A 20744-nucleotide genomic window follows, 5' to 3' on the forward strand; every position below is an offset into this window, starting at 1 on the left:
ACTAGTCGGATCGTCGGCTGAATGCCGCGAAGCATCCGAAATCAAAAGCCGGCAGTGTACTCCCGGCGAGTTTGGATTTCAGATCCAAAAAAAGCCCCGACCGTTTGCGGAAGCAGCGGCGGGGCTGTTCGTTTCAGAGCCGCAGGCGCACGAGCGCCTTGAGATTGTGGCAGCGATGAAGGCCGATGGAGGTGTCCTATCACCGGGGGCCTTCATCGAGCCCGCGCCGACATCGAAGGTTATGCTGCCGGAAATCCTGACATCGGTATCGCCGATCTTGAACTGGCGGTTCGGCAGCCGGCTTGGCGATGCGATAGTCGTTGGTCACACCGGGCAGCGTGCCGTTCTGCGAAGGCGGTGAACTGTCTTCGGCGAACGCCGCGCCGGAGGTCATCGCCGCGACGGCGATACCGATAATCAGCCGATTCAAGCAAATGCGTGAGATCTCAGACATCGGCGGACTGTATCGCCGCACTCTGGCCGAAGCCAGACCGGTGGCGATCAACTGGCCGAACGGCTGACCGACGTTGCTTATGAGCCGGCTACCCTTTCACGCCGCTCTCTTACGCGTGTCAAAAACATGGTCGACAAGGCCCCATGTCTTTGCCTCCGCGGCGGTCATGAAATGATCGCGGTCGAGCGTGCGTTCGACTTCTTCGAACGTGCGACCACAGTGGTGCGCGTAAAGCTCGGTCATGCGCCGCTTGGTCCTGAGGATGCCTTCGGCGTGGCGCTGGATGTCGGAGGCCTGGCCCTGGAAACCGCCTGACGGCTGGTGCAGCAGGATGCTGGCGTTGGGCAGCGCGATGCGTCGCCCCGGTGTGCCGGCCATCAGCAGGAACGAGGCCATCGAGGCGGCAAAGCCCATGCAGACGGTGGATACCGGACTGCTTATATACTGCATCGTGTCGTAGATGGCGAAACCGCTGGTCACCACGCCGCCCGGCGAATTGATGTAGAGGGAAATCTCCTTATCGGGATTGTCGGATTCCAGCGACAGGAGCTGGGCACAGACCAGCGCCGACACATTGTCGTCGATCGGACCGTTGATGAAGACGATGCGCTCGCGCAGCAGCCGCGAAAAAATGTCGAAGGCGCGTTCGCCGCGGCTCGACTGCTCGATCACCATCGGCACCAGATTGGCAAAACCGCTCATCGCTTTTCTCCGTTGTGCCGCTCAGGCCGCGCGCAGGGAGAGGCGAGGCGTGTTTGCGGCTATGGTCTGTCTCGGGTTGTGTGCGTCGAACGAAAGCCTGCAACCGGCGCCGGCAACGGCAGGCGTGGCTACTCGTGCAAATCCGTCGTGGACGATGCGCAGATGGGTGCCGCCCGACACAGTGCGGTCGAGCGTGAAGGTGACGATACTGTCCAGCGGGCTGGTGAGCGGATGCGCTGTATTGCCAGGCGCCGGCCGCTCCCGCCAGGAGTAACGCAGCAGGCGTTCGGGCTCGGCGTCGAGGATTTCGCACTCGATCGGTGCATCCGGCCTGGCAAAGGCAAAGCGGCCGCCGATCTCCGGCTTGATGTCGTTCGGCATCATCCAGGCCGCGAGCAGGTCCGGCACAGTGAGCGCCCGCCACACTTTTTCCGGCGGCTCTGGAAGCTCGCACTCGAACTCGATAGAATCTGCCGTCATGTCTGAATGCTGTTTTGCCGTCATTGGTCCATATCCTTCAAAACCGCCTTGAGCCGTTCGATACGCTCGGGCCAGAACGCACGGTAGCGCTCGATCCAGCCGAGCAGTGGGTCAAGCCCTTGCGGATCGGCGCGATAATAGGCGTTGCGGCCGGCTCGCCGCTCGGCTACCAGGCCGGCGCCGCGCAGCACTGCGAGATGCTGCGACACGGCCGGTTGCGACACGCTCAGGCCGCTGCGCAGTTCCGATACCGTCATCTCGCCGGCGGCGAGCCGTTCATAGACGGCGCGGCGCGTCGGGTCGGCAAGCGCTCGAAAAATCTCGGCTTCGATCATGCCGGAAGCATAAGTCTACGCTTATTGATTTGGCAAGCAGTCTTTTCGCGCCCATATGGAACGGTACGGCGGAACCCATCGATTGCTGACATTCCTTGACAAAACGGATTGATGGTTATAGAACGAAAAGAGAACAAAAACCTTGTGGGAAAAGCCAGCCACGGCAGGCGGGGAATGTCCGCAGTCTATAAGGTGAGAGCGAGAAAAAATTGTTTCGGATGAGCGCGGAGAAGTATCATGGCGGGTAGCGTCAACAAGGTCATTCTGGTGGGCAATCTCGGGGCGGACCCGGAAATCCGCCGTTTGAATTCGGGTGAGCCGGTCGTCAATATCCGCGTCGCCACGTCGGAAAGCTGGCGCGACAAGACTTCCGGCGAGCGCAAGGAAAAGACCGAGTGGCACAATGTCGTGATCTTCAACGAGCAGCTCGCCAAGGTCGCCGAGCAGTATCTGAAGAAGGGTGCGAAGGTTTATGTCGAGGGCCAGTTGCAGACGCGCAAATGGCAGGACCAGACCGGCAATGACCGCTACACGACCGAAATCGTGCTGCAGAAATTCCGTGGGGAACTGCAGATGCTCGACGCACGCGGGCAGGGCGAGGGCGGTCAGGTCGGCAGCTATGCCGGTGGCGACAGCAGCCGCGGTTCCGATTTCGGCCAGTCCGGCCCGGGCGAGAGTCTCAATCGCGGCGGCGGCGGCAACAAGGGTGGCGGCGGTTCGTCGCGCGAACTCGACGACGAAATTCCGTTCTGATCGCTTGGAGCGAGCGGCTCTGCGCGAGTTGACAGCCAGCTATTTGAGGCCACGCATGGGCGTCCCGAAAATCTATCTTGGATTTTCGGGACGTTGTGCGTTTTGAGCGGTGTGCGGTGAAAGGACGTATCAGGTGAAAGCACGGGTCAAATGGGTCGAGGAGCGCACTTTCGTCGGCGAGTCCGGCAGCGGTCACAAGATGGTGCTGGGAACCGCGTTCGGACCGGACGGCAAGACGCCGGGGCCGAGCCCGATGGAACTGGTGCTGCTCGGCACTGGCGGCTGCTCGGCCTATGATGTCGTCCACATTCTCGAAAAGGGCCGCGAGGCGGTCGAAGACTGCGTGGTTGAACTCGACGCCGACCGGGCGGAGAAGGAGCCGCGGGTGTTCACCCGCATCCATATGCATTTTATCGTCAAGGGCCGCGCGCTTTCGCATGACAAGGTCCGGCGGGCGATCGACCTGTCGATCGAAAAATACTGCTCGGCCTCGGCAATGATGGCCAAGACCGCCGAGATCACCCACGACTTCGAAGTTATTGATACGACGGCGAAGTAGGATAGCGTCCAGTGGCGGTTCGTTGCGCGAGACGGACAACGAAAATGACGGCCTCGGCAATCAAGCGCGAGGCCGCTTTCATTTTCATGCCGCCATCAGCGCCTTGACGCCGTCGGCGACGAACTGCACGGCGAGCGCCGCCAGGATGACACCGAGCAGCCGGGTCAGGATCGAGCGGCCGGTTTGGCCGAGGACCCGGTCGATGCGCTCGGCCAGAACGAACACCAGATAGGTGATCACAAGGCAGATCGCGATGATGCCGACAAGGGCTGCCTGCGCGCCAAAACCTGGAAACGAGCCGGACAGCAGGACTGTCGCTGAAATTGCGCCCGGACCGGCGATCAGCGGGATCGCCAGCGGAAAGGCGGCGATGTTGTGGATCATGTCCTTGGTGATGGCGACGTCGCCAATCTTCTCCTTGCGGTCCTGCCGGCGCTCGAACACCATTTCGAAGGCGATGAAGAACAGCAGGAACCCGCCGGCGACGCGGAACGCCGGCAGCGTGATGCCGAACACCGACAGGATCGATGCGCCGGCGATTGCAAACAGCGCCATCACCAGGAAAGCGATGATCGAGGCGCGCACGGAAACCTGGTTGCGCTCCTCGCGGTTCATCCCGCGCGTCACGGCAAGGAAGAGCGGCGCCAGGCCAGGCGGGTCGATGGTCACCAGAATGGTGACGAAGGCGTTGAACAGGCTGTCGAAGCTCGGCATCTCTGACCCTCCCCGCCGGGCGGTGCCCGAGACCCCAGCATTGGTAGAGCAAAGCGGCGTCAGGGGAAACCGTGCAGGTCAGCTGCTGGCGACGCGCCGCGCCAGGAACTCGACTTCGAGCCGCCAGGTCGCGCCATCGTCCTGAGAGCGTTCGCCTAGCCAGCGGAACGAATTTTCGGTGATGCGGGAAAAGCTCCAGCGCACCGAGGCGCCGGTGCCGTCGGCGCCTTGCTGGACGATGGTGTCGCCCTCGGCGCGGCCGAGCTGGCGGCTGTAATACTGGGTGCGCGGATCGCTCCAGAAGATATGCCAGGCGTCGATGCCCGGGTCATAGACGCGCAGTGTCGTGCCATAAAAGCTCCATTTGCCGAGCGACCTCTGTGCGCCAGTGTTGCGCGCGGGCAAGATCCATACGTCCTGGATCGCGCGGCCCTCGAGCACCCAGCCGAAATGCACCTCGCCGCGTCCGGTCAGCACCTGGCCGTCTTCGAGATGGCGCGTGGCATCGAACGTCCAGGCGCCGACGAAGCGGCCGTAAAGGTTCAGTTTTTCGGCAAGGCCTGCGGCTGGCCCGTCACCGTGCAGGGCTTCGGCAAAGTAAGACGAATTGAACATGGTTTCTGCCCACTTTGTCAGGAGACCGGGAAGAATAGGCGCGCCAGGCTTCTTGCGCTTGGGAAAAATTGCTATCTTTCGACCATGACGACGAGCGTGCATACACTGGCGTCCGGAAAAGGCTGGCGGGTGTCGGACGTGGTCTGCACTGCCGGCGTCGCTGATCGCCCGTTCGAGGAAGAGCATCGCAACTTCTGCGTCGCAGTGGTGACCAACGGCACCTTCCGCTATCGCGCACGCCAGGGCACGGCGATGCTGACGCCGGGCGCAATTCTGCTCGGCAACCCCCGCACTTGCTACGAGTGTGGGCACGAGCATGGCGCCGGCGACCGCTGCATGTCCTATCATTTCAGCCCGGCCTATATGGAACAGATCGTCGCCGACACGCCGGGCGCGAAGAAGCTGGCCTTCGAGACGCCGCTTCTGCCGCCCTTGCCGATGCTGGCACGGCTGCTGGCCGAGGCGGAAGCCGCGCGCGAAATGGCCGAGATCGAGGCGTTCGAGGAACTCGGACTGCGGATTGCCGGCGCAGCCGTCGCCTCCGGTCTCACGCCCGCTGCCCGGTCACCGAGCCGCCGCGATCAGAAACGCGTCGCGGAGGCGGTGCGGCGCATCGAAAAGGATGCCGAAAGCCCGGTCTCGCTCGCCGAGCTTGCAAGCGAAACGGCGACCAGTCCTTACCATTTCCTGCGCAGCTTCCGGCATGTCGCGGGCATGACGCCCTACCAGTTCGTGCTGAAAACCCGGCTGCACAGGGCGGCGGTGCGGCTGCGCATGTCGGACGAGGCGATCTCGACGATCGCCTTCGAAGCCGGGTTCAACGATTTGTCGACCTTCAACCGCCGTTTTCGCCGCGTGATGGGGGAGGCGCCCGGTGCCTACCGGCTCCGGCGGCGAGGCGATAAATTGCCGAACGCATCCGTGGTTCCGGCTTTGTGAAGCAAAAAATCGGCCTGCCAATGAGCTTTGCCCCGGCGGCCACGAAAGCGCCTCGGCCATATCGTCGCAATCAGTGATATCCTTTTGAAATCACCACAAAAACCGACACTGGAAAACTGCCGCGGACGTTGGAGTTTCGCCCCGGCTTCCTATATAAGCACCGAGTGATTCCCGATTTGATTGTGACCTGATTTGACCGACCAGAAGACACCGCGCGGCGCCGACGGCGGGCCCACCGGCATCGAGCCGATATCCATCATCGAGGAGATGCAGCGCTCCTATCTCGATTACGCGATGAGCGTGATTGTCAGCCGTGCGCTGCCCGACGTGCGCGACGGGTTGAAGCCGGTGCATCGCCGCATCCTCTACGCTGCCCATGAGAGCGGCTACCACTGGAACCGCAAATATGTGAAGTCGGCGCGCCCGGTGGCCGACGTGATGGGTAAATACCATCCGCATGGCGACGCCTCGATCTACGACGCCTTGGTGCGGATGGCGCAGGACTGGTCGCTGCGCGTGCCGCTGATCGACGGGCAGGGCAATTTCGGCTCGATCGACGGCGATCCGCCGGCGGCGATGCGTTACACCGAATCGAGGCTGACCAAGGTCGCGCATGAGTTGCTGGAAGACATCGACAAGGACACCGTCGATTTCCAGGACACTTATGATGCGTCCGGCAGCGAGCCGAAAGTCCTGCCGGCGCGCTTTCCGAACCTGTTGGTCAACGGCTCCGGCGGTATCGCCGTCGGCATGGCCACCAACATCCCGCCGCACAACCTGGGCGAGGTCTGCAACGGCGCCATTGCCCTCATCGACAATCCGGCGATCGATCTGCCGGCGCTGATGGAGATCATTCCAGGGCCGGATTTCCCGACCGGCGGCATCGTGCTCGGCCGTTCCGGCATCTACAGCGCCTATTCGACCGGCCGCGGCTCTATCGTCATGCGCGGCCGCGTCAACGTCGAGGCGCGCGGCAACGACCGTGAATCGATCGTCATCACCGAGGTTCCCTACCAGGTGAACAAGTCGTCGATGATCGAGAAGATGGCCGAGCTGGTGCGCGACAAGCGTATCGAAGGCATTTCCGACATCCGCGACGAGAGTGATCGCCAGGGCTACCGTGTCGTCATCGAACTGAAGCGCGACGCGGTCGCCGACGTCATCCTCAACCAACTCTACCGTTTCACGCCGCTGCAGACGTCGTTCGGCGCCAACATGGTGGCGCTGAACGGCGGCAAGCCGGAATTGCTGACGCTGACCGACATGCTGAAGGCGTTCGTCGCCTTCCGCGAGGACGTGATCAGCCGGCGCACGAAATTCCTGCTGCGCAAGGCGCGCGACCGTGCCCATGTGCTGGTCGGCCTTGCCATTGCCGTCGCCAACATCGACGAGGTGATAAAGCTGATCCGCAGCGCGCCGGATCCGCAGACGGCGCGCGAGCAGTTGATGGAGCGGCGCTGGCCCTCGGGCGACGTCGAATCGCTGATCCTGCTGATCGACGATCCGCGCCACCGCATCAACGAGGACGGCACCTACAATCTGTCCGAGGAACAGGCGCGCGCCATCCTCGAACTGCGCCTGCAGCGGCTGACAGCGCTCGGCCGCGACGAGATCGCCGACGAGTTGAACACGATCGGCGACGAGATCAAGGATTACCTGGACATCCTGTCGTCGCGCGCCCGCATTCAGCAGATCGTCAAGGACGAGCTTGCCGCCGTGCGCGACGAGTTCGGCACGCCGCGCCGCACCGAGCTGTCCGATGGCGGGGCGGATATGGAAGACGAGGACCTGATCCAGCGCGAGGACATGGTCGTGACGGTCAGCCATTCCGGCTACATCAAGCGTGTGCCGTTGTCGCTCTACCGGGCCCAGCGCCGCGGCGGCAAAGGCCGCTCCGGCATGTCGACCAAGGAAGAGGATTTCGTCACCCGGCTGTTTGTCGCCAACACGCACACGCCGGTGCTGTTTTTCTCCTCGCGCGGCATTGTCTACAAGGAAAAGGTGTGGCGCCTGCCGATCGGCAACCCGCAGTCGCGCGGCAAGGCGCTGATTAACATGCTGCCGCTGGAGCAGGGCGAACGCATCACCACGATCATGCCGCTGCCCGAGGACGAGACCAGCTGGGGCGAACTCGACGTGATGTTCGCCACGACGCGCGGCACGGTGCGCCGCAACAAGCTGTCGGATTTCGTCCAGGTTAACCGCAACGGCAAGATCGCCATGAAGCTGGAAGAGGAGGGCGACGAGATACTCGGCGTCGAGACCTGCACCGACAATGATGACGTGCTGCTGACCGCAAGCTCCGGCCAGTGCATACGCTTCTCGGTCAGCGACGTGCGCGTTTTCCAGAGCCGCAACTCGGTCGGCGTGCGCGGCATCGCCATGGCTGCCAGCGACCGGGTGATCTCGATGGCGGTGATCGAACATGTCGATGCGTCGCCGGCCGAACGCGCGGCTTATCTCAAGCGGGTGGCGGCCGAACGGCGGCTCGCCGCCGGCATTGCGGCGGGCGAGGACGAAGACTTCCAGCTCACCAATGAGGAGGTCGGCGAGGAGACGGAGCTTTCCGACGAGCGCTACGAATTCCTCAAGGCACACGAGCAGTTCGTGCTGACGGTGACGGAATATGGCTACGGCAAGCGCTCGTCTTCCTATGATTTCCGCCAGATAGGGCGCGGCGGCAAGGGCATCCGCGCCACCGATGTGTCGAAAGTGGCTGAGATCGGCCGTCTGGTCGCGACTTTCCCGGTCGGCAATGACGACCAGATCATGCTCGTCTCGGATGGAGGCACCGTCATCCGCGTGCCGGTCAACGGAATTCGCTTCGCCAGCCGCGCCACCAAGGGCGTGACCATCTTCAACACCGCTGACGGCGAGAAGGTCGTTTCGGTGGAGCGGATAACGGAACCGCAGTCGGACGAGGAAGCCGAAGAGAGTGTCGAGGGCGACGCAACTCTGGATACCGGTACTGCTGGCCCGGACAATAACGCCGAGTAGGTCTTGAACGCCGAGTAGGTCTTGATGGGCGATGCCGGCCCGATGGACCGGCGCCGTTAACAGGCGGCGACCGGTCTAGAAGTGGCGTGAAGGCTTGCGGATACCGAAGCCTCCGAACCGCTTGGCATTGGACTTGGCGCGGACGCGCTCTGCTTCCTGATGCAGCCCGAATACGGTGGCGATGAGCATGGCGACGGTCATTGCGGTGGCGAGCATGTAGATCAGCATGTGCGTGTTCTCCTGCACCTAGCAACGATCAAATGGGGTTTTGGTTTCATCTTCTGAAGCTGCAATCTAATGAACGCTGCGTGAAGCCTTCGTGATCGGCCCATTCATTGGTCGTTCATCTCGGCCAAAAGGTTCACTCAAAGCGCATCGCGATTACCGTGGCTCAGGCGATGCGCTTTGAAGTCCTGTTTTGGGTGCATGCCGTTGTTCCAAACGGCTGTGCACCTCGGGTCGGGCCCTGACTCAGGCCCAGGGCAGGCTTTTGCGGCGACATGGATTGGCGGCTCGCCGATCGGATTTGCCTTTGCGAGAGAGGCTCGCTAGAAGCACCTGCCATGACCGAACGCATCGCCCTTTATGCCGGCTCCTTCGACCCGCCGACCAACGGCCATCTCGACGTGCTGAAGGCGTCGCTGGCCGTGGCGGACACCGTCTATGCGGCGATCGGCATTCATCCCGGCAAGAAGCCGCTGTTTTCTTTCGAGGAGCGGGTCGGCCTCATCGAAGCTGCGACGAAGGCCGAATTCGGCCGCGACGGCGCGCGCATCAAAATCGTGGCTTTCGACGGGCTGGTCATCGACGCTGCCAGGAAGCAGGGCGCCTCGATCATGATCCGCGGTCTGCGCGACGGCACCGATCTCGACTACGAGATGCAGATGGCCGGTATGAACGAGACCATGGCGCCTGAACTGCAGACGGTTTTTCTGCCCGCCAGCCCTTCGGTGCGAACCATTACCGCCACACTTGTCCGTCAGATAGCCTCGATGGGCGGCGACGTCCGCGCCTTCGTGCCGGCGGCTGTGGCTGGCGCACTCACCGCCAAGTTTGCGAAATAATGCATGTCGCCCAACGTGGAACCCGGTTTTGGGGCAACGACATGCGTGAAACAAAGGTTTTCGGAGAAAGATCCATGCAGCTCAAAAGGCTCGCCATCTGCTTTGTCGTTCTTTTCGGTCTTGTGACCGCATCCGTTTCGGCGTTCGCCGCCGATCCGGAAAACACCATGGTCATCACGCTGAAGGACGGCGACGTGACCGTCGCGCTCAGGCCCGATCTCGCGCCGAAGCATGTCGAGCAGATCAAGAAGCTCGTGCGCCAAGGCGCTTATGACAACGTCGCTTTCCACCGTGTCATCGACGGCTTCATGGCGCAGACCGGCGACGTGAAGTTCGGCAACATGAAGAACGGCTTCAGCGCCGATGCTGTCGGCACCGGCGGTTCCGATCTTCCCGACCTGCCGGCCGAATTCTCTCAGACCGAGCGCTATCAGCGCGGCGTGGTCGGGATGGCCCGCTCGCAGGACCCGGATTCCGCCAATTCGCAGTTCTTCATCATGTTCGCGCCGGCGCCGCCGCTCGATGGCCAGTACACCATCGTCGGCAATGTCGAGAACGGCATGGAGTTGGTGGACAAGATCAAGAAAGGCGACGCGGCGCAGAACGGGGTCGTCACCGATCCCGATCGCATGATCAAGGTGCGCATCGCCGCCGACCGCAAGTAAACCCATTTGTTTCAAAGGATATTCTGACATGGCCGAGATCAAGGACCGCGAGAACGCGCTCATCATGGAAACGACCAAGGGCAAGGTCGTCATCGAACTGTTTCCCGATCTGGCACCCGGCCATGTCGGCCGTATCAAGGAACTGGCGCGCGAAGGCGCTTATGACGGCGTGGTGTTCCACCGCGTCATCGACGGCTTCATGGCGCAGACCGGCGACGTGAAATTCGGCAATTCCAGCAAGCCCTCTTTCGCACCGTCGCGCGCCGGCACGGGCGGCTCCGACAAGCCCGACCTGAAGGCGGAGTTCTCCAACGCCAATCACGGCCGCGGCACCTGCTCGATGGCGCGCTCGCAGAACCCGAACTCGGCCAACTCGCAGTTCTTCATCTGCTTCGAAGATGCCGCCTTCCTCAACCGCCAATACACGGTCTGGGGCCAGGTCATCGAAGGCATGGACAATGTCGACAAGATCAAGCGCGGCGAGCCGGTGCCGGATCCTGACAAGATCGTGTCGCTGAAGGTGGCGGCCGACGTAAAATGACCTACCGAGCTGTCGCGGCGATCACTCTGATGCTTGTCGCGGCGGCTACTCCGGCGCTGGCGACAGAATCGATTGTTTGCAGCGCTGAGGGCAACGCGGCATCGATCGACGTCCTGATGGGGCACACTGCCGTCATCGCGGTTGCGCGCGTATGGCTTGATGCCGGCGGCAGGAACTGGACCACCGACGGTCAGCCGGGTTCGACGAAAGTCATCGTCGGACAGGCATTCGAGGACGACCAGCAGATGGCGATCGATCTCACCGATGAGGGCATCAGCTCGATCGTAGCCAAATTGCGACTGGTCAAGGCCAGCGAATAGTCCAATTTCGCAATGGGCGGCACGCTGAGCATCGACGGTGTTGGCGCCTGGGCGGTGACCTGCCCGGAATTTTGAGGCGGGGTTTTCTTGCGCGTCGATCTATTCGACTTTGATCTGCCGGAGGAGCGCATCGCGCTTCGACCGGCGGAACCGCGCGACAGCGCCAAAATGCTGGTTGTCAGACCGGGTGAGGGACTTGAGGACCGGACGGTGCGCGAGCTGCCGTCCCTGCTCGAGACCGGTGACGTGCTGGTCTTCAACGATACCAAGGTCATCCCGGCGCAGCTGAAAGGCATCAGGCGGCGCGGCGAAGCAGCGGCGCAGGTCGAAGCCACGCTGCACATGCGGGTGGCTCCCGACCGCTGGCTGGCTTTCATGCGGCCGGGCAAGCGCATCGCCGTCGGCGACCGCATCCATTTTGGCCATGACGCCAATTCCTGCTTTCTCGGCCAGCTTGATACCACGGTGATCGCGAAGGGCGAGGCCGGCGAGGCTTTGCTCGGTTTTGACCTCTCTGGTCCGTTTCTCGATGAGGCGCTGCACGCCGTCGGCCACATTCCGCTGCCGCCTTACATCGCTTCGAAGCGCGACGACGACGAACGCGACCGCAAGGACTACCAGACCATCTATGCTAGGGAGGAGGGGGCTGTGGCGGCACCCACTGCCGGCCTGCATTTCACGCCCGAGCTTTTCGCCGCTCTCGATGCCAAGGGCGTCGAGCGGCGCTTCGTCACCATGCATGTCGGCGCCGGCACGTTCCTGCCGGTGAAAGTCGACGACACCGCCGACCACAAGATGCATGCCGAGATCGGTTCTGTCAGCCCGGAAACCGCCGCGGCGCTCAACGCGGCGAAGGCGCGCGGTGGGCGCATCATCGCCGTCGGTACGACGTCGCTGCGCCTGCTGGAGAGCGCCACGCGGGAGGACGGCACATTGGCCGGATGGTCGGGTCCGACCGACATCTTCATCACGCCCGGCTATCGTTTCAAGGCCGCCGACATGCTGATGACCAATTTCCATCTACCGCGCTCAACGCTGTTCATGCTGGTTTCGGCGTTTTGCGGTCTGAAAACAATGCGTGCGGCCTATGCGCATGCCATCGAGACCCGCTACAGGTTCTACTCCTACGGAGATGCAAGCCTTCTGTTCAAAGAGGAGAACGATGGACGCGCGCCCGGTATACGACAAGAATTCAATGACTAAGGCGTTCACCTTCGAGGTGCTGGCGACCGACGGCAAAGCGCGGCGCGGCTCCATCACCATGCCGCGCGGAGAAATCCGCACGCCGGCCTTCATGCCGGTCGGCACCGGCGGCACGGTCAAGACCATGTATATGGATCAGGTGCGCGGCGTCGGCTCGGATATCATCCTGGGCAACACCTATCATCTGATGCTGCGGCCCGGCGCCGAACGTGTGGCGCGGCTTGGCGGCCTGCATGAATTCGCCCGCTGGCCGCACCCAATCCTGACCGACAGCGGCGGCTTCCAGGTGATGTCGCTGTCGAAGCTGAGGAAACTGAACGAAAAGGGCGTTACCTTCCGCTCGCATATCGACGGCGCCGCCCATGAGATGTCGCCCGAGCGCTCGATCGAGATCCAAAGGCTGCTCGATTCCGACATCCAGATGCAGCTCGACGAATGCACCGCGCTGCCGGCCATGGAGAAGGAGATCGAGCGGGCCATGGAGCTGTCGCTGCGCTGGGCCGAGCGTTGCAGGACGGCGTTCGGCGACCAGTCCGGGAAGGCAATGTTTGGCATCGTCCAGGGCGGCGACATACCGGCCCTGCGGCTGCGCTCGGCGCAGGCGCTGAAAGCGATGGACCTCAAGGGCTATGCGATCGGCGGGCTGGCGGTCGGCGAGCCGCAAGCGGTGATGCTCGAAATGCTCGACATCACCTGCCCGGAACTGCCCGCTGACAGGCCGCGTTATCTGATGGGTGTCGGCACGCCCGACGACATATTGAAATCGGTGGCGCGCGGCATCGACATGTTCGATTGCGTGATGCCGACGCGCGCCGGCCGCCATGGCCTCGCCTACACTCGGCGCGGCAAGGTCAATCTGCGCAACTCCCGCCATGCCGACGATCCGCGTCCGCTGGACGAGCAAAGCGACTGCCCGGCCGCCAGAGATTATTCACGCGCCTATCTGCATCATCTGGTCCGCTCGCAAGAGGCGCTGGGGGCGATGCTTCTGACCTGGAACAATCTTTCCTACTACCAGAGGCTGATGCAGGACATTCGTGCCGCCATCGACGCCGGCGCCTTCGAGGCGCGGGCGGCGGAAATTTGCGAGGGCTGGGCGCGGGGCGATATCCCAGCGATGTGATGGTGCTCTGGTGCTCAGCGAAGTACCGCGCGCAGGTTGCAGCCAGTGTTTTGCCTGAGCGCCGTCCTGATGCTTGAAAGCCGGGCGGCAGTCTGCCACAAGGGCCGCTTATGCCGTGCAAGCTGAGCAGGACCGGGCAATGAAGGCATTTTTCGTGCAGATAAAGTGCGATCTGGGCAAGTCCTATGACGTTGCCGGCGCGTTGGCCGATGCCGAGATCGCCTCGGAAATCTACTCGACAGCCGGCGACTACGATCTGCTCGCCAAATTCTATGTCGACGACGACGAAGACATCGGCCACTTCGTCAACGAGAAGGTGCAGAGTCTTCCCGGCATCAAGGACACGTTTACGGTGGTCACCTTCCGCGCGTTCTGAGCGACGCCTGCCACCTGCCCGGGCACAAGGCAAAGCCTGACCCAGCCATATCGGCGCTGCCCTAATTTTAGGCAGGTCGCGACATACTGATCGCCAACATCCTCCAAATCACCGATTGCGCTTGATTTTCTCCGGTGACGCCAGTGAAATGGCCTCACAGGGAGTAAGCGATTGGCAGCGTTCGACGAAATGCTTCCGGAAATCTCCGGATTGAGAAAACCGTATTCGGCTTACGATCGCTGGCTGAAGGAGCAGGATCCGGCCAGGCTTACCGAAAAGATGCAGGACGCCGAACGCGTCTTTCGCAAGACCGGCATCACCTTTGCCGTCTATGGCGAGCAGGAAGCCTCCGAGCGCCTTATTCCCTTCGACATCGTTCCGCGCATCATTTCCGGCAATGAATGGCGACGGCTGACGCAAGGCATCGAGCAGCGCGTCCAGGCGCTGAACGCCTTTCTCGACGATATCTACCACCGCCAGGAGATTTTGCGCGCCGGGCGCGTCCCCAAGGAATTGATCGCCAAGAACGAGGCATTCCTGCCGGAGATGATCGGAGTGCGGCCGCCAGCCGGCGTCTACACCCATATCATCGGCGTCGATATCGTTCGCATCAGCGAGAACGAGTTCTACGTGCTGGAGGACAATGCGCGCACGCCGTCCGGCGTCTCCTACATGCTGGAGAACCGCGAGACGATGATGCAGCTCTTTCCCGAACTGTTCCAGCAGATCAAGGTGCGGCCGGTGGAAAACTATCCGCAGCTCTTGCGCCAGTCGCTGGCGGCAGTGCGGCCGCAAGGTACCAAGGGCGCGCCGACCATTGCCGTGCTGACTCCGGGCAGCTTCAACTCCGCCTATTTCGAACATGCCTTCCTTGCCGACCAGATGGGTGTGCAGCTTGTCGAGGGGCAGGATCTGCGCGTCATCGATGGCCACGTCGCGATGCGCACGACCGAAGGCTACAAGCAGATCGACGTTCTTTATCGAAGGGTGGACGATTCTTTCCTCGATCCGCTGACCTTCCGCCCCGACTCGGCACTGGGTGTGCCGGGCATCATGGATGTCTACCGTGCCGGCAACATCACCATCGCCAATGCGCCGGGAACCGGCATCGCCGACGACAAGGCGATCTATTCCTACATGCCCGAGATCGTTGAATTCTACACCGGCCGCAAAGCAATCCTCGGCAACATCCCGACCTGGCGCTGCTCGGAGCCGGACAGCCTGAAATACGTGCTCGAACATATAGACGAGCTGGTGGTGAAGGAGGTGCATGGCTCAGGCGGCTACGGCATGCTGGTCGGGCCGGCCGCGACCAAGAAGGAATGCGAGGATTTTTCCAGGAAACTCGCGGCAAGACCGTCGAACTACATCGCCCAGCCGACGCTGGCGCTGTCGACCTGTCCGATCCTGACCGACAAGGGACTGGCGCCGCGCCATGTCGATCTCAGGCCCTACGTGCTGGTATCTGATCGCATCCAGATCGTGCCGGGCGGGCTGACGCGTGTGGCGCTGAAAGAAGGCTCGCTGGTGGTCAATTCGTCCCAGGGCGGCGGGACGAAGGATACGTGGGTGCTGGATGATTAGAGAGTGAATAGTGAATAGTGAATAGTGAATAGTGAATAGTGAATAGTGAATAGTGAATAGTGAATAGTGAATAGTGAATAGGTAAGGATGACATGTCGTTGATGTTGGTGAAATGCCCTGAAATAAAGCACGCGGCGTCGTGCCCTGGAAAAATTTGGCCATTCACCATTCACCATTCACCATTCACCGTCCGAAGGACCGCGTAGAATGCTTCTCGGCCGCACCGCCAACGGGCTCTACTGGATGAACCGCTACATCGAGCGGGCGGAAAACATGGCGCGGCTGGTCGATGCCGGGCTGCGCATGGCGCTGACCCGCACCCAGAACGCCTCCGAAGAGTGGAATTCGGTGCTGCTCAGTGCCGGTTCGGACGCCGCCTTCACGCAGAAATATTCCGACTATACCGCCGCCAACGTTGCCGATTTCCTGCTGCGCGACACATCCAACCCGTCGAGCACGATGACGTCGATCGAAACGGCCCGTAACAATGCCCGCATGGTGCGCACCGCATTGACGCGCGAGACCTGGGAAAGCATCAACGAAGCCTGGATGTCGCTGAAGCGCATGCTAGCCAAGCCGATCGACGAACGCGACCTGCCCAGCGTGCTCGACGCGATCAAGCGCGAAACGGCACTGATCCGCGGCTCGTTCTACGGCACCATGCTGCGCAACGAGATCTTCGATTTCTCGCAGCTCGGCACTTATGTCGAACGCGCCGACAACACGGCGCGCATCCTGGACGTGAAATACTACGTGCTGTTGCCGTCGATCTCGTGGGTCGGCTCCACGCTCGATAATTACCAGTGGGAATCGATCCTGCGCTCGGTCTCGGCGCATCGCTCTTATCGCTGGGTCTACGAGGCCGACTACAAGCCGACCAACATTGCCGACTATCTGATCCTCAACGTTCGCATGCCGCGTTCGCTGACCTTCTGCTACCGTTTCCTGACGGAGCATCTCAGATTCCTGGGCGACGATTATGGTGAGCGCCATGCCTGTCATGTGACAGCCGGCAAGACCCAGGCGATGCTGGCCGCCGGCTCGATCAAGGACATATTCGATGCCGGCCTGCATGAATTCCTGGCCAATTTCATCCTCGACAACATCAGGCTCGGCGACGAGATCGCGCAGGACTACAGGTTTTATTGAGCATGATCCCGGAAAGTGGAAGCCGGTTTCCGGAAAAAATCATGCTCAGGGGACGAGCATGATCCCGGAAAGTGGAAGCCGGTTTCCGGAAAAGATCATGCTCAGGGGACGAGAGCAATGCGGCTGAAGATCACTCACCGGACCGAGTACCGCTACGATGCGCCGGTGCACTATCTGTTGCAGCGGCTGCGGCTGCTTCCAGTCAGCGGTCCGACACAGACCGTCTTGTCCTGGGCGCTGAAGATCGAAGGGGCGCGCGAAGAGGTGCGCTTCACCGACCATTTCGGCAACGACACGCGGCTTTTGAGCGTCGAAGGCGAGCGCGATTTCATCACCGTCGAGGCATCGGGCGAGGTGGTGACACGCGACACATCAGGCGTCAGCGGGCCGCGTCAGGGTTTCGCGCCGCTGTGGTTGTTTGGCCAGGAAACGCCGTTGACCACGATCGGCGGCGGTATTCGCGAACTCGCGGCGTCGGTCGGCGAGGGGGCCGATATCGAAAGGTTGCACCGGCTGATGGCGGTGATCGGCGAGCGCGTGGCCTATACGATGGGCACCACCAACCCGGCGACCCCGGCCGAGGACGCGCTGGCGCTCAAGACCGGCGTCTGCCAGGACCACAGCCACATCTTTGCCGCCGCCGCGCGGGCCATGGGGTTTCCGGCCCGCTACGTCAGCGGCTATTTGATGATGGATGCGGCGGTCGAGCAGGCGGCGAGCCATGCCTGGGCCGAAGCGCATGTTGCGGGCCTTGGCTGGGTCGCGTTCGACGTCGCCAACGGCATTTCGCCCGACGAACGCTATGTGAAGGTGGCAACCGGCCGTGATTACCGCGATGCCACGCCCGTATCAGGAATTCGACTGGGACAAGCGGAAGAACAGCTTGCGGTGACCGTCACCGTGGAGCAGTAATCCCCGGCAAGATTTGCTGCCAAAGGGATTCGATGACCTATTGCGTCGGCTTGAAGATCGATCGCGGGCTCGTGTTCATGTCGGACACGCGCACCAATGCCGGCATGGATTCGATCTCTACCTTCAAGAAGATGCATGTCTGGGAGCAGCCGGGCGAGCGCGTCATCGTGCTGATGTCGGCCGGCAATCTGGCGACGACGCAAGCTGTCGTCAGCCTGCTCGACGAACGCACGAAGGCGGTGGCCGATCGCCACGCCACGCTGCTTGAAACGCCGTCGATGTACCAGACGGTGCGGCTGGTCGGCGACACCGTCAAGGAAGTCATCGCCAGTTCGTCGCCGGCGGGCGAAAAGGCCGATTCCTACTTCAATGCCTCCTTCATCCTCGGCGGCCAGATCAAGGGCAGCGCGCCGCGGCTGTTCATGATCTATCCGGAAGGCAATTTCATCGAATCGACCGAAGACACGCCGTTCTTCCAGATCGGCGAGACCAAATACGGCAAGCCGATCATCATCCGCGCCTATGAGAAGGCGATGAGTTTCGCCGAGACGGTGAAACTGCTGCTGGTGTCGTTCGACTCGACGCTGAAATCGAACCTGTCGGTCGGTCTGCCGCTCGACCTGCTGTTCTACGAAAAGGACGCCTTCAAGGTCAGCCTGAAGAAGCGGATCGCCCAGGACGACCAATATTATCGGACGATCTCGGACGGCTGGTCGAATGCACTGAAGGCTGCTTTTGCGAGCCTGCCTGACTTTCCCGAGTGAAAGCCTCCGTGTTTCGTGCTCTTTGATCGCTGGGCCCGATGCGACGGAGAGCAAGATGAATAGCAACGAATTCCGGGAATGGTCGCTGCGCGCGGCCGAATGGGGTGCCGACTACAGGAGCACACTTCGCGAAAGGCCGGTGCGGCCGCTCGTCGAGCCGGGCGAAATCTCCAGAAGCATCGAAGTCTCGCCGCCGGAACATGGCGAAACGATGCAGGCAATCTTCGCCGACTTCGAGCGCAAAATCCTGCCCGGCATGACGCATTGGCAGCATCCGCGCTTCTTCGCCTATTTCCCGGCCAATGCCGCACCGGTCTCGGTGGTGGCCGAATATCTGGTCTCGGTTATGGCCGCGCAATGCATGCTCTGGCAAACTTCGCCGGCAGCGACCGAACTCGAGACGCGCGTCGTCGACTGGATGCGTCAGGCGCTTGGCCTGCCGGAAGGGTTTTCCGGCGTCATGCAGGATTCGGCATCGTCGGCGACGCTCGCCGCCGTGCTGACCATGCGCGAGCGCGCGCTCGACTGGCAGGGCAACAAGAAGGGCCTGCAAGGCCAGCCGATATTGCGCGTCTATTCTTCCGATCAGGTCCACACCTCCATCGACCGGGCGATCTGGGTGTCGGGCGTCGGCGAGGACAATCTCGTGCGTATTCCGGTTGCCGGCCGCTTTCGCGCCATGGATGTCGCAGCTCTCGAAGCGGCTGTCGTTGCCGACCGGCAGGCGGGCATGCTGCCGGCCGGCATTATCGCCTGCGTCGGCGGCACCAGCACCGGCGGCACCGATGATATCGCCGGCGTCGCCGCGGTGGCGAAACGGCACGGCCTCTATCTGCATGTCGATGCCGCCTGGGCCGGATCGGCGATGATATGTCCGGAATACCGGCATTTCTGGGCGGGCGTGGAGCAGGCGGATTCCATCGTCTTCAACCCGCACAAATGGCTGGGCGCGCAGTTCGACTGCTCGGTGCAGTTCATCCGCCGGCCGGAAGACCTGGTGCGGACGCTGGCCATCAAACCGGACTACTTGGAGACGCATGGGCGCGACGGCATCATCAACTATTCCGAATGGTCGGTGCCGCTCGGGCGTCGCTTTCGCGCACTGAAACTCTGGTTCCTGCTGCGCGCCCACGGGCTGGAAAGTCTGCGGACCATGATCCGCAACCATGTCGCCTGGAGCGAAGGGCTGGCCGAGCGGCTGGCCAGGGAACCGGATTTCGAGATCGCCTCGGAGCCGATGCTGTCGCTGTTCTCGTTCCGGCATCGGGCGGCCGGCACCGATTCGGACGAACACAACCTGCGGCTGGTCAACGCGATCAACGACGATGGCCGCATCTACCTGACGCAGACACGGGTGGACGGGCAGGTCGCGATCCGCTTTCAGGTCGGCCAGTTCGAGACGACGGCGGCGGATGTCGACACCGCATTCGGGGTCATCACCGAAATCTCCCGCCGGCTGGCCTGAATTGGTCGGCGAAGTTGCGTGGAGGTTTGTCTTTGGACGCATGCATTTTTCGTTAGCCGCCCCCATGCCTTTTCACCGCTTTCGTTTTTCGCTATAGACAAGGAAAACGAAAACGGGAGATCCCCAATGTATCTGTCGCCGCGTCATTCCGAGATCATCCAGATGGCCAAGGACAATGGCCGCGTGCTGGTCGAGGATCTGGCAACGCATTTCAACGTGACGCCGCAGACCATCCGCAAGGACCTCAACGATCTGTGCGACCAGCGCCTGCTTTCCCGTATCCATGGCGGGGCGCTGTTCCCGTCCGGCATCGAAAACATGGAATATGAGGCGAGGCGCAAGATCGCCGCCGACGAGAAGGAGGCGATCGGCCGCGCCGCAGCCAGGCTGATCCCGGACAACGCCTCGCTGTTCATCAATATCGGCACCACGACGGAGTCGGTCAGCAAGGCGCTTCTCGATCATACCGGCCTGATGGTCATCACCAATAATATCAATGTTGCCAACAGGATGCGCATATATCCTTCCATCGAAGTTGTTATTGCCGGCGGCGTCGTGCGGGGTTCCGACGGCGGTGTGGTCGGCGAAGCGGCGGTCGATTTCATCAGGCAGTTCAAAGTCGACTACGCGGTGATCGGCGCCTCGGCGATCGACCATGACGGTGCGTTGCTCGATTTCGATTTTCGCGAGGTGAAGGTGGCGCAGGCGATCATCGCCAATGCCCGGCATGTCATCCTCGTTTCCGACCAGACCAAGTTCGAGCGGACGGCGCCGGTTCGCATCGGCCACCTGTCGCAGGTCAACACTTTCATCACCGATCGCTGCGATATCCCGTCGGTGCGCAAGATCTGCCAGGAAGCAGAGGTTCAGCTGATCGAAACCTCGCTCCCCTAGATGGTGCCGTTGATGGTGCCGTTGCGGCAACTCCTGCTCTTTATATTTCGTTTGACATTCGTTCCTATTTCGAAATAATCCCAACACGGTTTCGTAAAAACCTAAGAATGCTGCAATGCGAAATCCGGGAGGACTT

24 protein-coding genes are annotated in these 20744 nt (G+C 61.9%); 18 read left to right on the forward strand and 6 right to left on the reverse strand.

Annotation, left to right across the window (positions count from 1 at the left end; genetic code table 11):
- Positions 1-320: 320 nt before the first annotated feature.
- Positions 321-521, forward strand: a complete 201-nt coding sequence (locus AC0L3D_RS19805) for a hypothetical protein (protein ID WP_473645577.1) — start codon at positions 321-323, stop codon at positions 519-521.
- A gap of 29 nt (positions 522-550) precedes the next feature.
- Here AC0L3D_RS19805 and AC0L3D_RS19810 read toward each other — a convergent pair whose 3' ends face one another.
- The 3 genes from AC0L3D_RS19810 to AC0L3D_RS19820 are packed head-to-tail and all read right to left on the reverse strand — an operon-like array spanning position 551 to position 1971.
- Entirely contained in the window at positions 551-1156 is a 606-nt protein-coding gene (locus AC0L3D_RS19810) for an ATP-dependent Clp protease proteolytic subunit (RefSeq protein WP_027151958.1), read from the reverse strand.
- A gap of 21 nt (positions 1157-1177) precedes the next feature.
- On the reverse strand, positions 1178-1660 hold the full coding sequence (locus AC0L3D_RS19815) for an SRPBCC family protein (RefSeq protein WP_473627793.1): 483 nt from the start codon (positions 1658-1660) through the stop codon (positions 1178-1180).
- Positions 1657-1971: an ArsR/SmtB family transcription factor gene (locus AC0L3D_RS19820; RefSeq protein WP_023801161.1), complete on the reverse strand. Its 315-nt coding sequence runs from the start codon at positions 1969-1971 to the stop codon at positions 1657-1659. The genes AC0L3D_RS19815 and AC0L3D_RS19820 overlap by 4 nt, the downstream gene beginning before the upstream one ends.
- A 237-nt stretch (positions 1972-2208) precedes the next feature.
- Here AC0L3D_RS19820 and AC0L3D_RS19825 point away from each other — a divergent pair, with 237 nt between their 5' ends.
- Both AC0L3D_RS19825 and AC0L3D_RS19830 read left to right on the forward strand, forming a co-directional pair.
- Entirely contained in the window at positions 2209-2724 is a 516-nt protein-coding gene (locus AC0L3D_RS19825; RefSeq protein ID WP_473627792.1) for a single-stranded DNA-binding protein, read from the forward strand.
- Between the two features lie 133 nt (positions 2725-2857).
- Positions 2858-3283, forward strand: a complete 426-nt coding sequence (locus AC0L3D_RS19830) for an OsmC family protein (RefSeq protein WP_287214922.1) — start codon at positions 2858-2860, stop codon at positions 3281-3283.
- 84 nt (positions 3284-3367) lie between these two features.
- On the opposite strand, the gene AC0L3D_RS19835 is transcribed toward AC0L3D_RS19830, so the two are convergent.
- Together AC0L3D_RS19835 and AC0L3D_RS19840 are read right to left on the reverse strand one after the other, a co-directional pair.
- Entirely contained in the window at positions 3368-3997 is a 630-nt protein-coding gene (locus tag AC0L3D_RS19835) for a MarC family protein (RefSeq protein ID WP_128168113.1), read from the reverse strand.
- A 78-nt stretch (positions 3998-4075) separates the two neighbouring features.
- On the reverse strand, positions 4076-4612 hold the full coding sequence (locus AC0L3D_RS19840; RefSeq protein ID WP_473627790.1) for a hypothetical protein: 537 nt from the start codon (positions 4610-4612) through the stop codon (positions 4076-4078).
- Positions 4613-4696: 84 nt separating this feature from the next.
- Here AC0L3D_RS19840 and AC0L3D_RS19845 point away from each other — a divergent pair, with 84 nt between their 5' ends.
- Together AC0L3D_RS19845 and gyrA are read left to right on the forward strand one after the other, a co-directional pair.
- Positions 4697-5551: a helix-turn-helix transcriptional regulator gene (locus tag AC0L3D_RS19845; protein ID WP_473645579.1), complete on the forward strand. Its 855-nt coding sequence runs from the start codon at positions 4697-4699 to the stop codon at positions 5549-5551.
- Positions 5552-5743: 192 nt separating this feature from the next.
- Positions 5744-8548 carry a DNA gyrase subunit A gene (gene gyrA / locus AC0L3D_RS19850; RefSeq protein ID WP_473627786.1) on the forward strand — a complete coding sequence of 935 codons (2805 nt, stop codon included), beginning with the start codon at positions 5744-5746 and terminating at the stop codon, positions 8546-8548.
- 75 nt (positions 8549-8623) lie between these two features.
- On the opposite strand, the gene AC0L3D_RS19855 is transcribed toward gyrA, so the two are convergent.
- Positions 8624-8776, reverse strand: coding sequence for a hypothetical protein (locus AC0L3D_RS19855; RefSeq protein ID WP_128168117.1), 153 nt, complete (start codon positions 8774-8776; stop codon positions 8624-8626).
- A 335-nt stretch (positions 8777-9111) separates the two neighbouring features.
- Here AC0L3D_RS19855 and coaD point away from each other — a divergent pair, with 335 nt between their 5' ends.
- From coaD to AC0L3D_RS19920, 13 genes are all read left to right on the forward strand, one after another.
- Entirely contained in the window at positions 9112-9612 is a 501-nt protein-coding gene (coaD, locus tag AC0L3D_RS19860; RefSeq protein WP_023801169.1) for a pantetheine-phosphate adenylyltransferase, read from the forward strand.
- Between the two features lie 74 nt (positions 9613-9686).
- Positions 9687-10277, forward strand: coding sequence for a peptidylprolyl isomerase (locus AC0L3D_RS19865; protein WP_473627784.1), 591 nt, complete (start codon positions 9687-9689; stop codon positions 10275-10277).
- 28 nt (positions 10278-10305) lie between these two features.
- Positions 10306-10818, forward strand: coding sequence for a peptidylprolyl isomerase (locus AC0L3D_RS19870; protein WP_473627783.1), 513 nt, complete (start codon positions 10306-10308; stop codon positions 10816-10818).
- Positions 10815-11138 (forward strand): hypothetical protein, encoded by a 324-nt coding sequence (locus AC0L3D_RS19875; RefSeq protein WP_473645581.1) that lies wholly within the window; start codon positions 10815-10817, stop codon positions 11136-11138. Before AC0L3D_RS19870 ends, AC0L3D_RS19875 begins: the two co-directional genes overlap by 4 nt.
- A gap of 87 nt (positions 11139-11225) precedes the next feature.
- Complete coding sequence (gene queA / locus AC0L3D_RS19880; RefSeq protein ID WP_473627781.1) at positions 11226-12341, forward strand: tRNA preQ1(34) S-adenosylmethionine ribosyltransferase-isomerase QueA; 1116 nt, start codon at positions 11226-11228, stop codon at positions 12339-12341.
- On the forward strand, positions 12334-13464 hold the full coding sequence (gene tgt / locus AC0L3D_RS19885) for a tRNA guanosine(34) transglycosylase Tgt (RefSeq protein ID WP_473645589.1): 1131 nt from the start codon (positions 12334-12336) through the stop codon (positions 13462-13464). The genes queA and tgt overlap by 8 nt, the downstream gene beginning before the upstream one ends.
- Before the next feature lie 139 nt (positions 13465-13603).
- Positions 13604-13840: an Lrp/AsnC ligand binding domain-containing protein gene (locus AC0L3D_RS19890; RefSeq protein ID WP_023801175.1), complete on the forward strand. Its 237-nt coding sequence runs from the start codon at positions 13604-13606 to the stop codon at positions 13838-13840.
- 171 nt (positions 13841-14011) lie between these two features.
- Positions 14012-15424: a circularly permuted type 2 ATP-grasp protein gene (locus AC0L3D_RS19895; RefSeq protein WP_287228633.1), complete on the forward strand. Its 1413-nt coding sequence runs from the start codon at positions 14012-14014 to the stop codon at positions 15422-15424.
- A gap of 207 nt (positions 15425-15631) precedes the next feature.
- The gene (locus tag AC0L3D_RS19900; protein ID WP_473627778.1) at positions 15632-16573 is read left to right on the forward strand and encodes an alpha-E domain-containing protein; all 942 of its coding nucleotides are present in this window, start codon (positions 15632-15634) and stop codon (positions 16571-16573) included.
- Between the two features lie 117 nt (positions 16574-16690).
- Positions 16691-17485, forward strand: coding sequence for a transglutaminase family protein (locus AC0L3D_RS19905; protein ID WP_473627776.1), 795 nt, complete (start codon positions 16691-16693; stop codon positions 17483-17485).
- A 32-nt stretch (positions 17486-17517) separates the two neighbouring features.
- Complete coding sequence (locus tag AC0L3D_RS19910) at positions 17518-18249, forward strand: proteasome-type protease (protein WP_023801179.1); 732 nt, start codon at positions 17518-17520, stop codon at positions 18247-18249.
- 55 nt (positions 18250-18304) lie between these two features.
- Entirely contained in the window at positions 18305-19714 is a 1410-nt protein-coding gene (locus tag AC0L3D_RS19915) for a pyridoxal phosphate-dependent decarboxylase family protein (RefSeq protein WP_473627775.1), read from the forward strand.
- A gap of 126 nt (positions 19715-19840) precedes the next feature.
- On the forward strand, positions 19841-20608 hold the full coding sequence (locus tag AC0L3D_RS19920; protein ID WP_473627774.1) for a DeoR/GlpR family DNA-binding transcription regulator: 768 nt from the start codon (positions 19841-19843) through the stop codon (positions 20606-20608).
- Positions 20609-20744 lie beyond the last annotated feature (136 nt).

The sequence above is a fragment of the Mesorhizobium sp. WSM4837 genome (assembly GCF_055811435.1).

Bases quoted from the DNA above. Each gene is read 5' to 3' on its own strand.
- AC0L3D_RS19855 (WP_128168117.1), bottom strand. From the start codon at position 8,776: ATGCTGATCTACATGCTCGCCACCGCAATGACCGTCGCCATGCTCATC.
- AC0L3D_RS19910 (WP_023801179.1), top strand. From the start codon at position 17,518: ATGACCTATTGCGTCGGCTTGAAGATCGATCGCGGGCTCGTGTTCATG.
- AC0L3D_RS19920 (WP_473627774.1), top strand. From the start codon at position 19,841: ATGTATCTGTCGCCGCGTCATTCCGAGATCATCCAGATGGCCAAGGAC.
- AC0L3D_RS19835 (WP_128168113.1), bottom strand. From the start codon at position 3,997: ATGCCGAGCTTCGACAGCCTGTTCAACGCCTTCGTCACCATTCTGGTG.
- AC0L3D_RS19905 (WP_473627776.1), top strand. From the start codon at position 16,691: ATGCGGCTGAAGATCACTCACCGGACCGAGTACCGCTACGATGCGCCG.
- AC0L3D_RS19915 (WP_473627775.1), top strand. From the start codon at position 18,305: ATGAATAGCAACGAATTCCGGGAATGGTCGCTGCGCGCGGCCGAATGG.
- AC0L3D_RS19890 (WP_023801175.1), top strand. From the start codon at position 13,604: ATGAAGGCATTTTTCGTGCAGATAAAGTGCGATCTGGGCAAGTCCTAT.
- tgt (WP_473645589.1), top strand. From the start codon at position 12,334: ATGACTAAGGCGTTCACCTTCGAGGTGCTGGCGACCGACGGCAAAGCG.
- AC0L3D_RS19865 (WP_473627784.1), top strand. From the start codon at position 9,687: ATGCAGCTCAAAAGGCTCGCCATCTGCTTTGTCGTTCTTTTCGGTCTT.
- AC0L3D_RS19810 (WP_027151958.1), bottom strand. From the start codon at position 1,156: ATGAGCGGTTTTGCCAATCTGGTGCCGATGGTGATCGAGCAGTCGAGC.
- AC0L3D_RS19840 (WP_473627790.1), bottom strand. From the start codon at position 4,612: ATGTTCAATTCGTCTTACTTTGCCGAAGCCCTGCACGGTGACGGGCCA.
- AC0L3D_RS19900 (WP_473627778.1), top strand. From the start codon at position 15,632: ATGCTTCTCGGCCGCACCGCCAACGGGCTCTACTGGATGAACCGCTAC.
- AC0L3D_RS19845 (WP_473645579.1), top strand. From the start codon at position 4,697: ATGACGACGAGCGTGCATACACTGGCGTCCGGAAAAGGCTGGCGGGTG.
- AC0L3D_RS19820 (WP_023801161.1), bottom strand. From the start codon at position 1,971: ATGATCGAAGCCGAGATTTTTCGAGCGCTTGCCGACCCGACGCGCCGC.
- AC0L3D_RS19815 (WP_473627793.1), bottom strand. From the start codon at position 1,660: ATGACGGCAAAACAGCATTCAGACATGACGGCAGATTCTATCGAGTTC.
- AC0L3D_RS19825 (WP_473627792.1), top strand. From the start codon at position 2,209: ATGGCGGGTAGCGTCAACAAGGTCATTCTGGTGGGCAATCTCGGGGCG.
- AC0L3D_RS19870 (WP_473627783.1), top strand. From the start codon at position 10,306: ATGGCCGAGATCAAGGACCGCGAGAACGCGCTCATCATGGAAACGACC.
- AC0L3D_RS19875 (WP_473645581.1), top strand. From the start codon at position 10,815: ATGACCTACCGAGCTGTCGCGGCGATCACTCTGATGCTTGTCGCGGCG.
- coaD (WP_023801169.1), top strand. From the start codon at position 9,112: ATGACCGAACGCATCGCCCTTTATGCCGGCTCCTTCGACCCGCCGACC.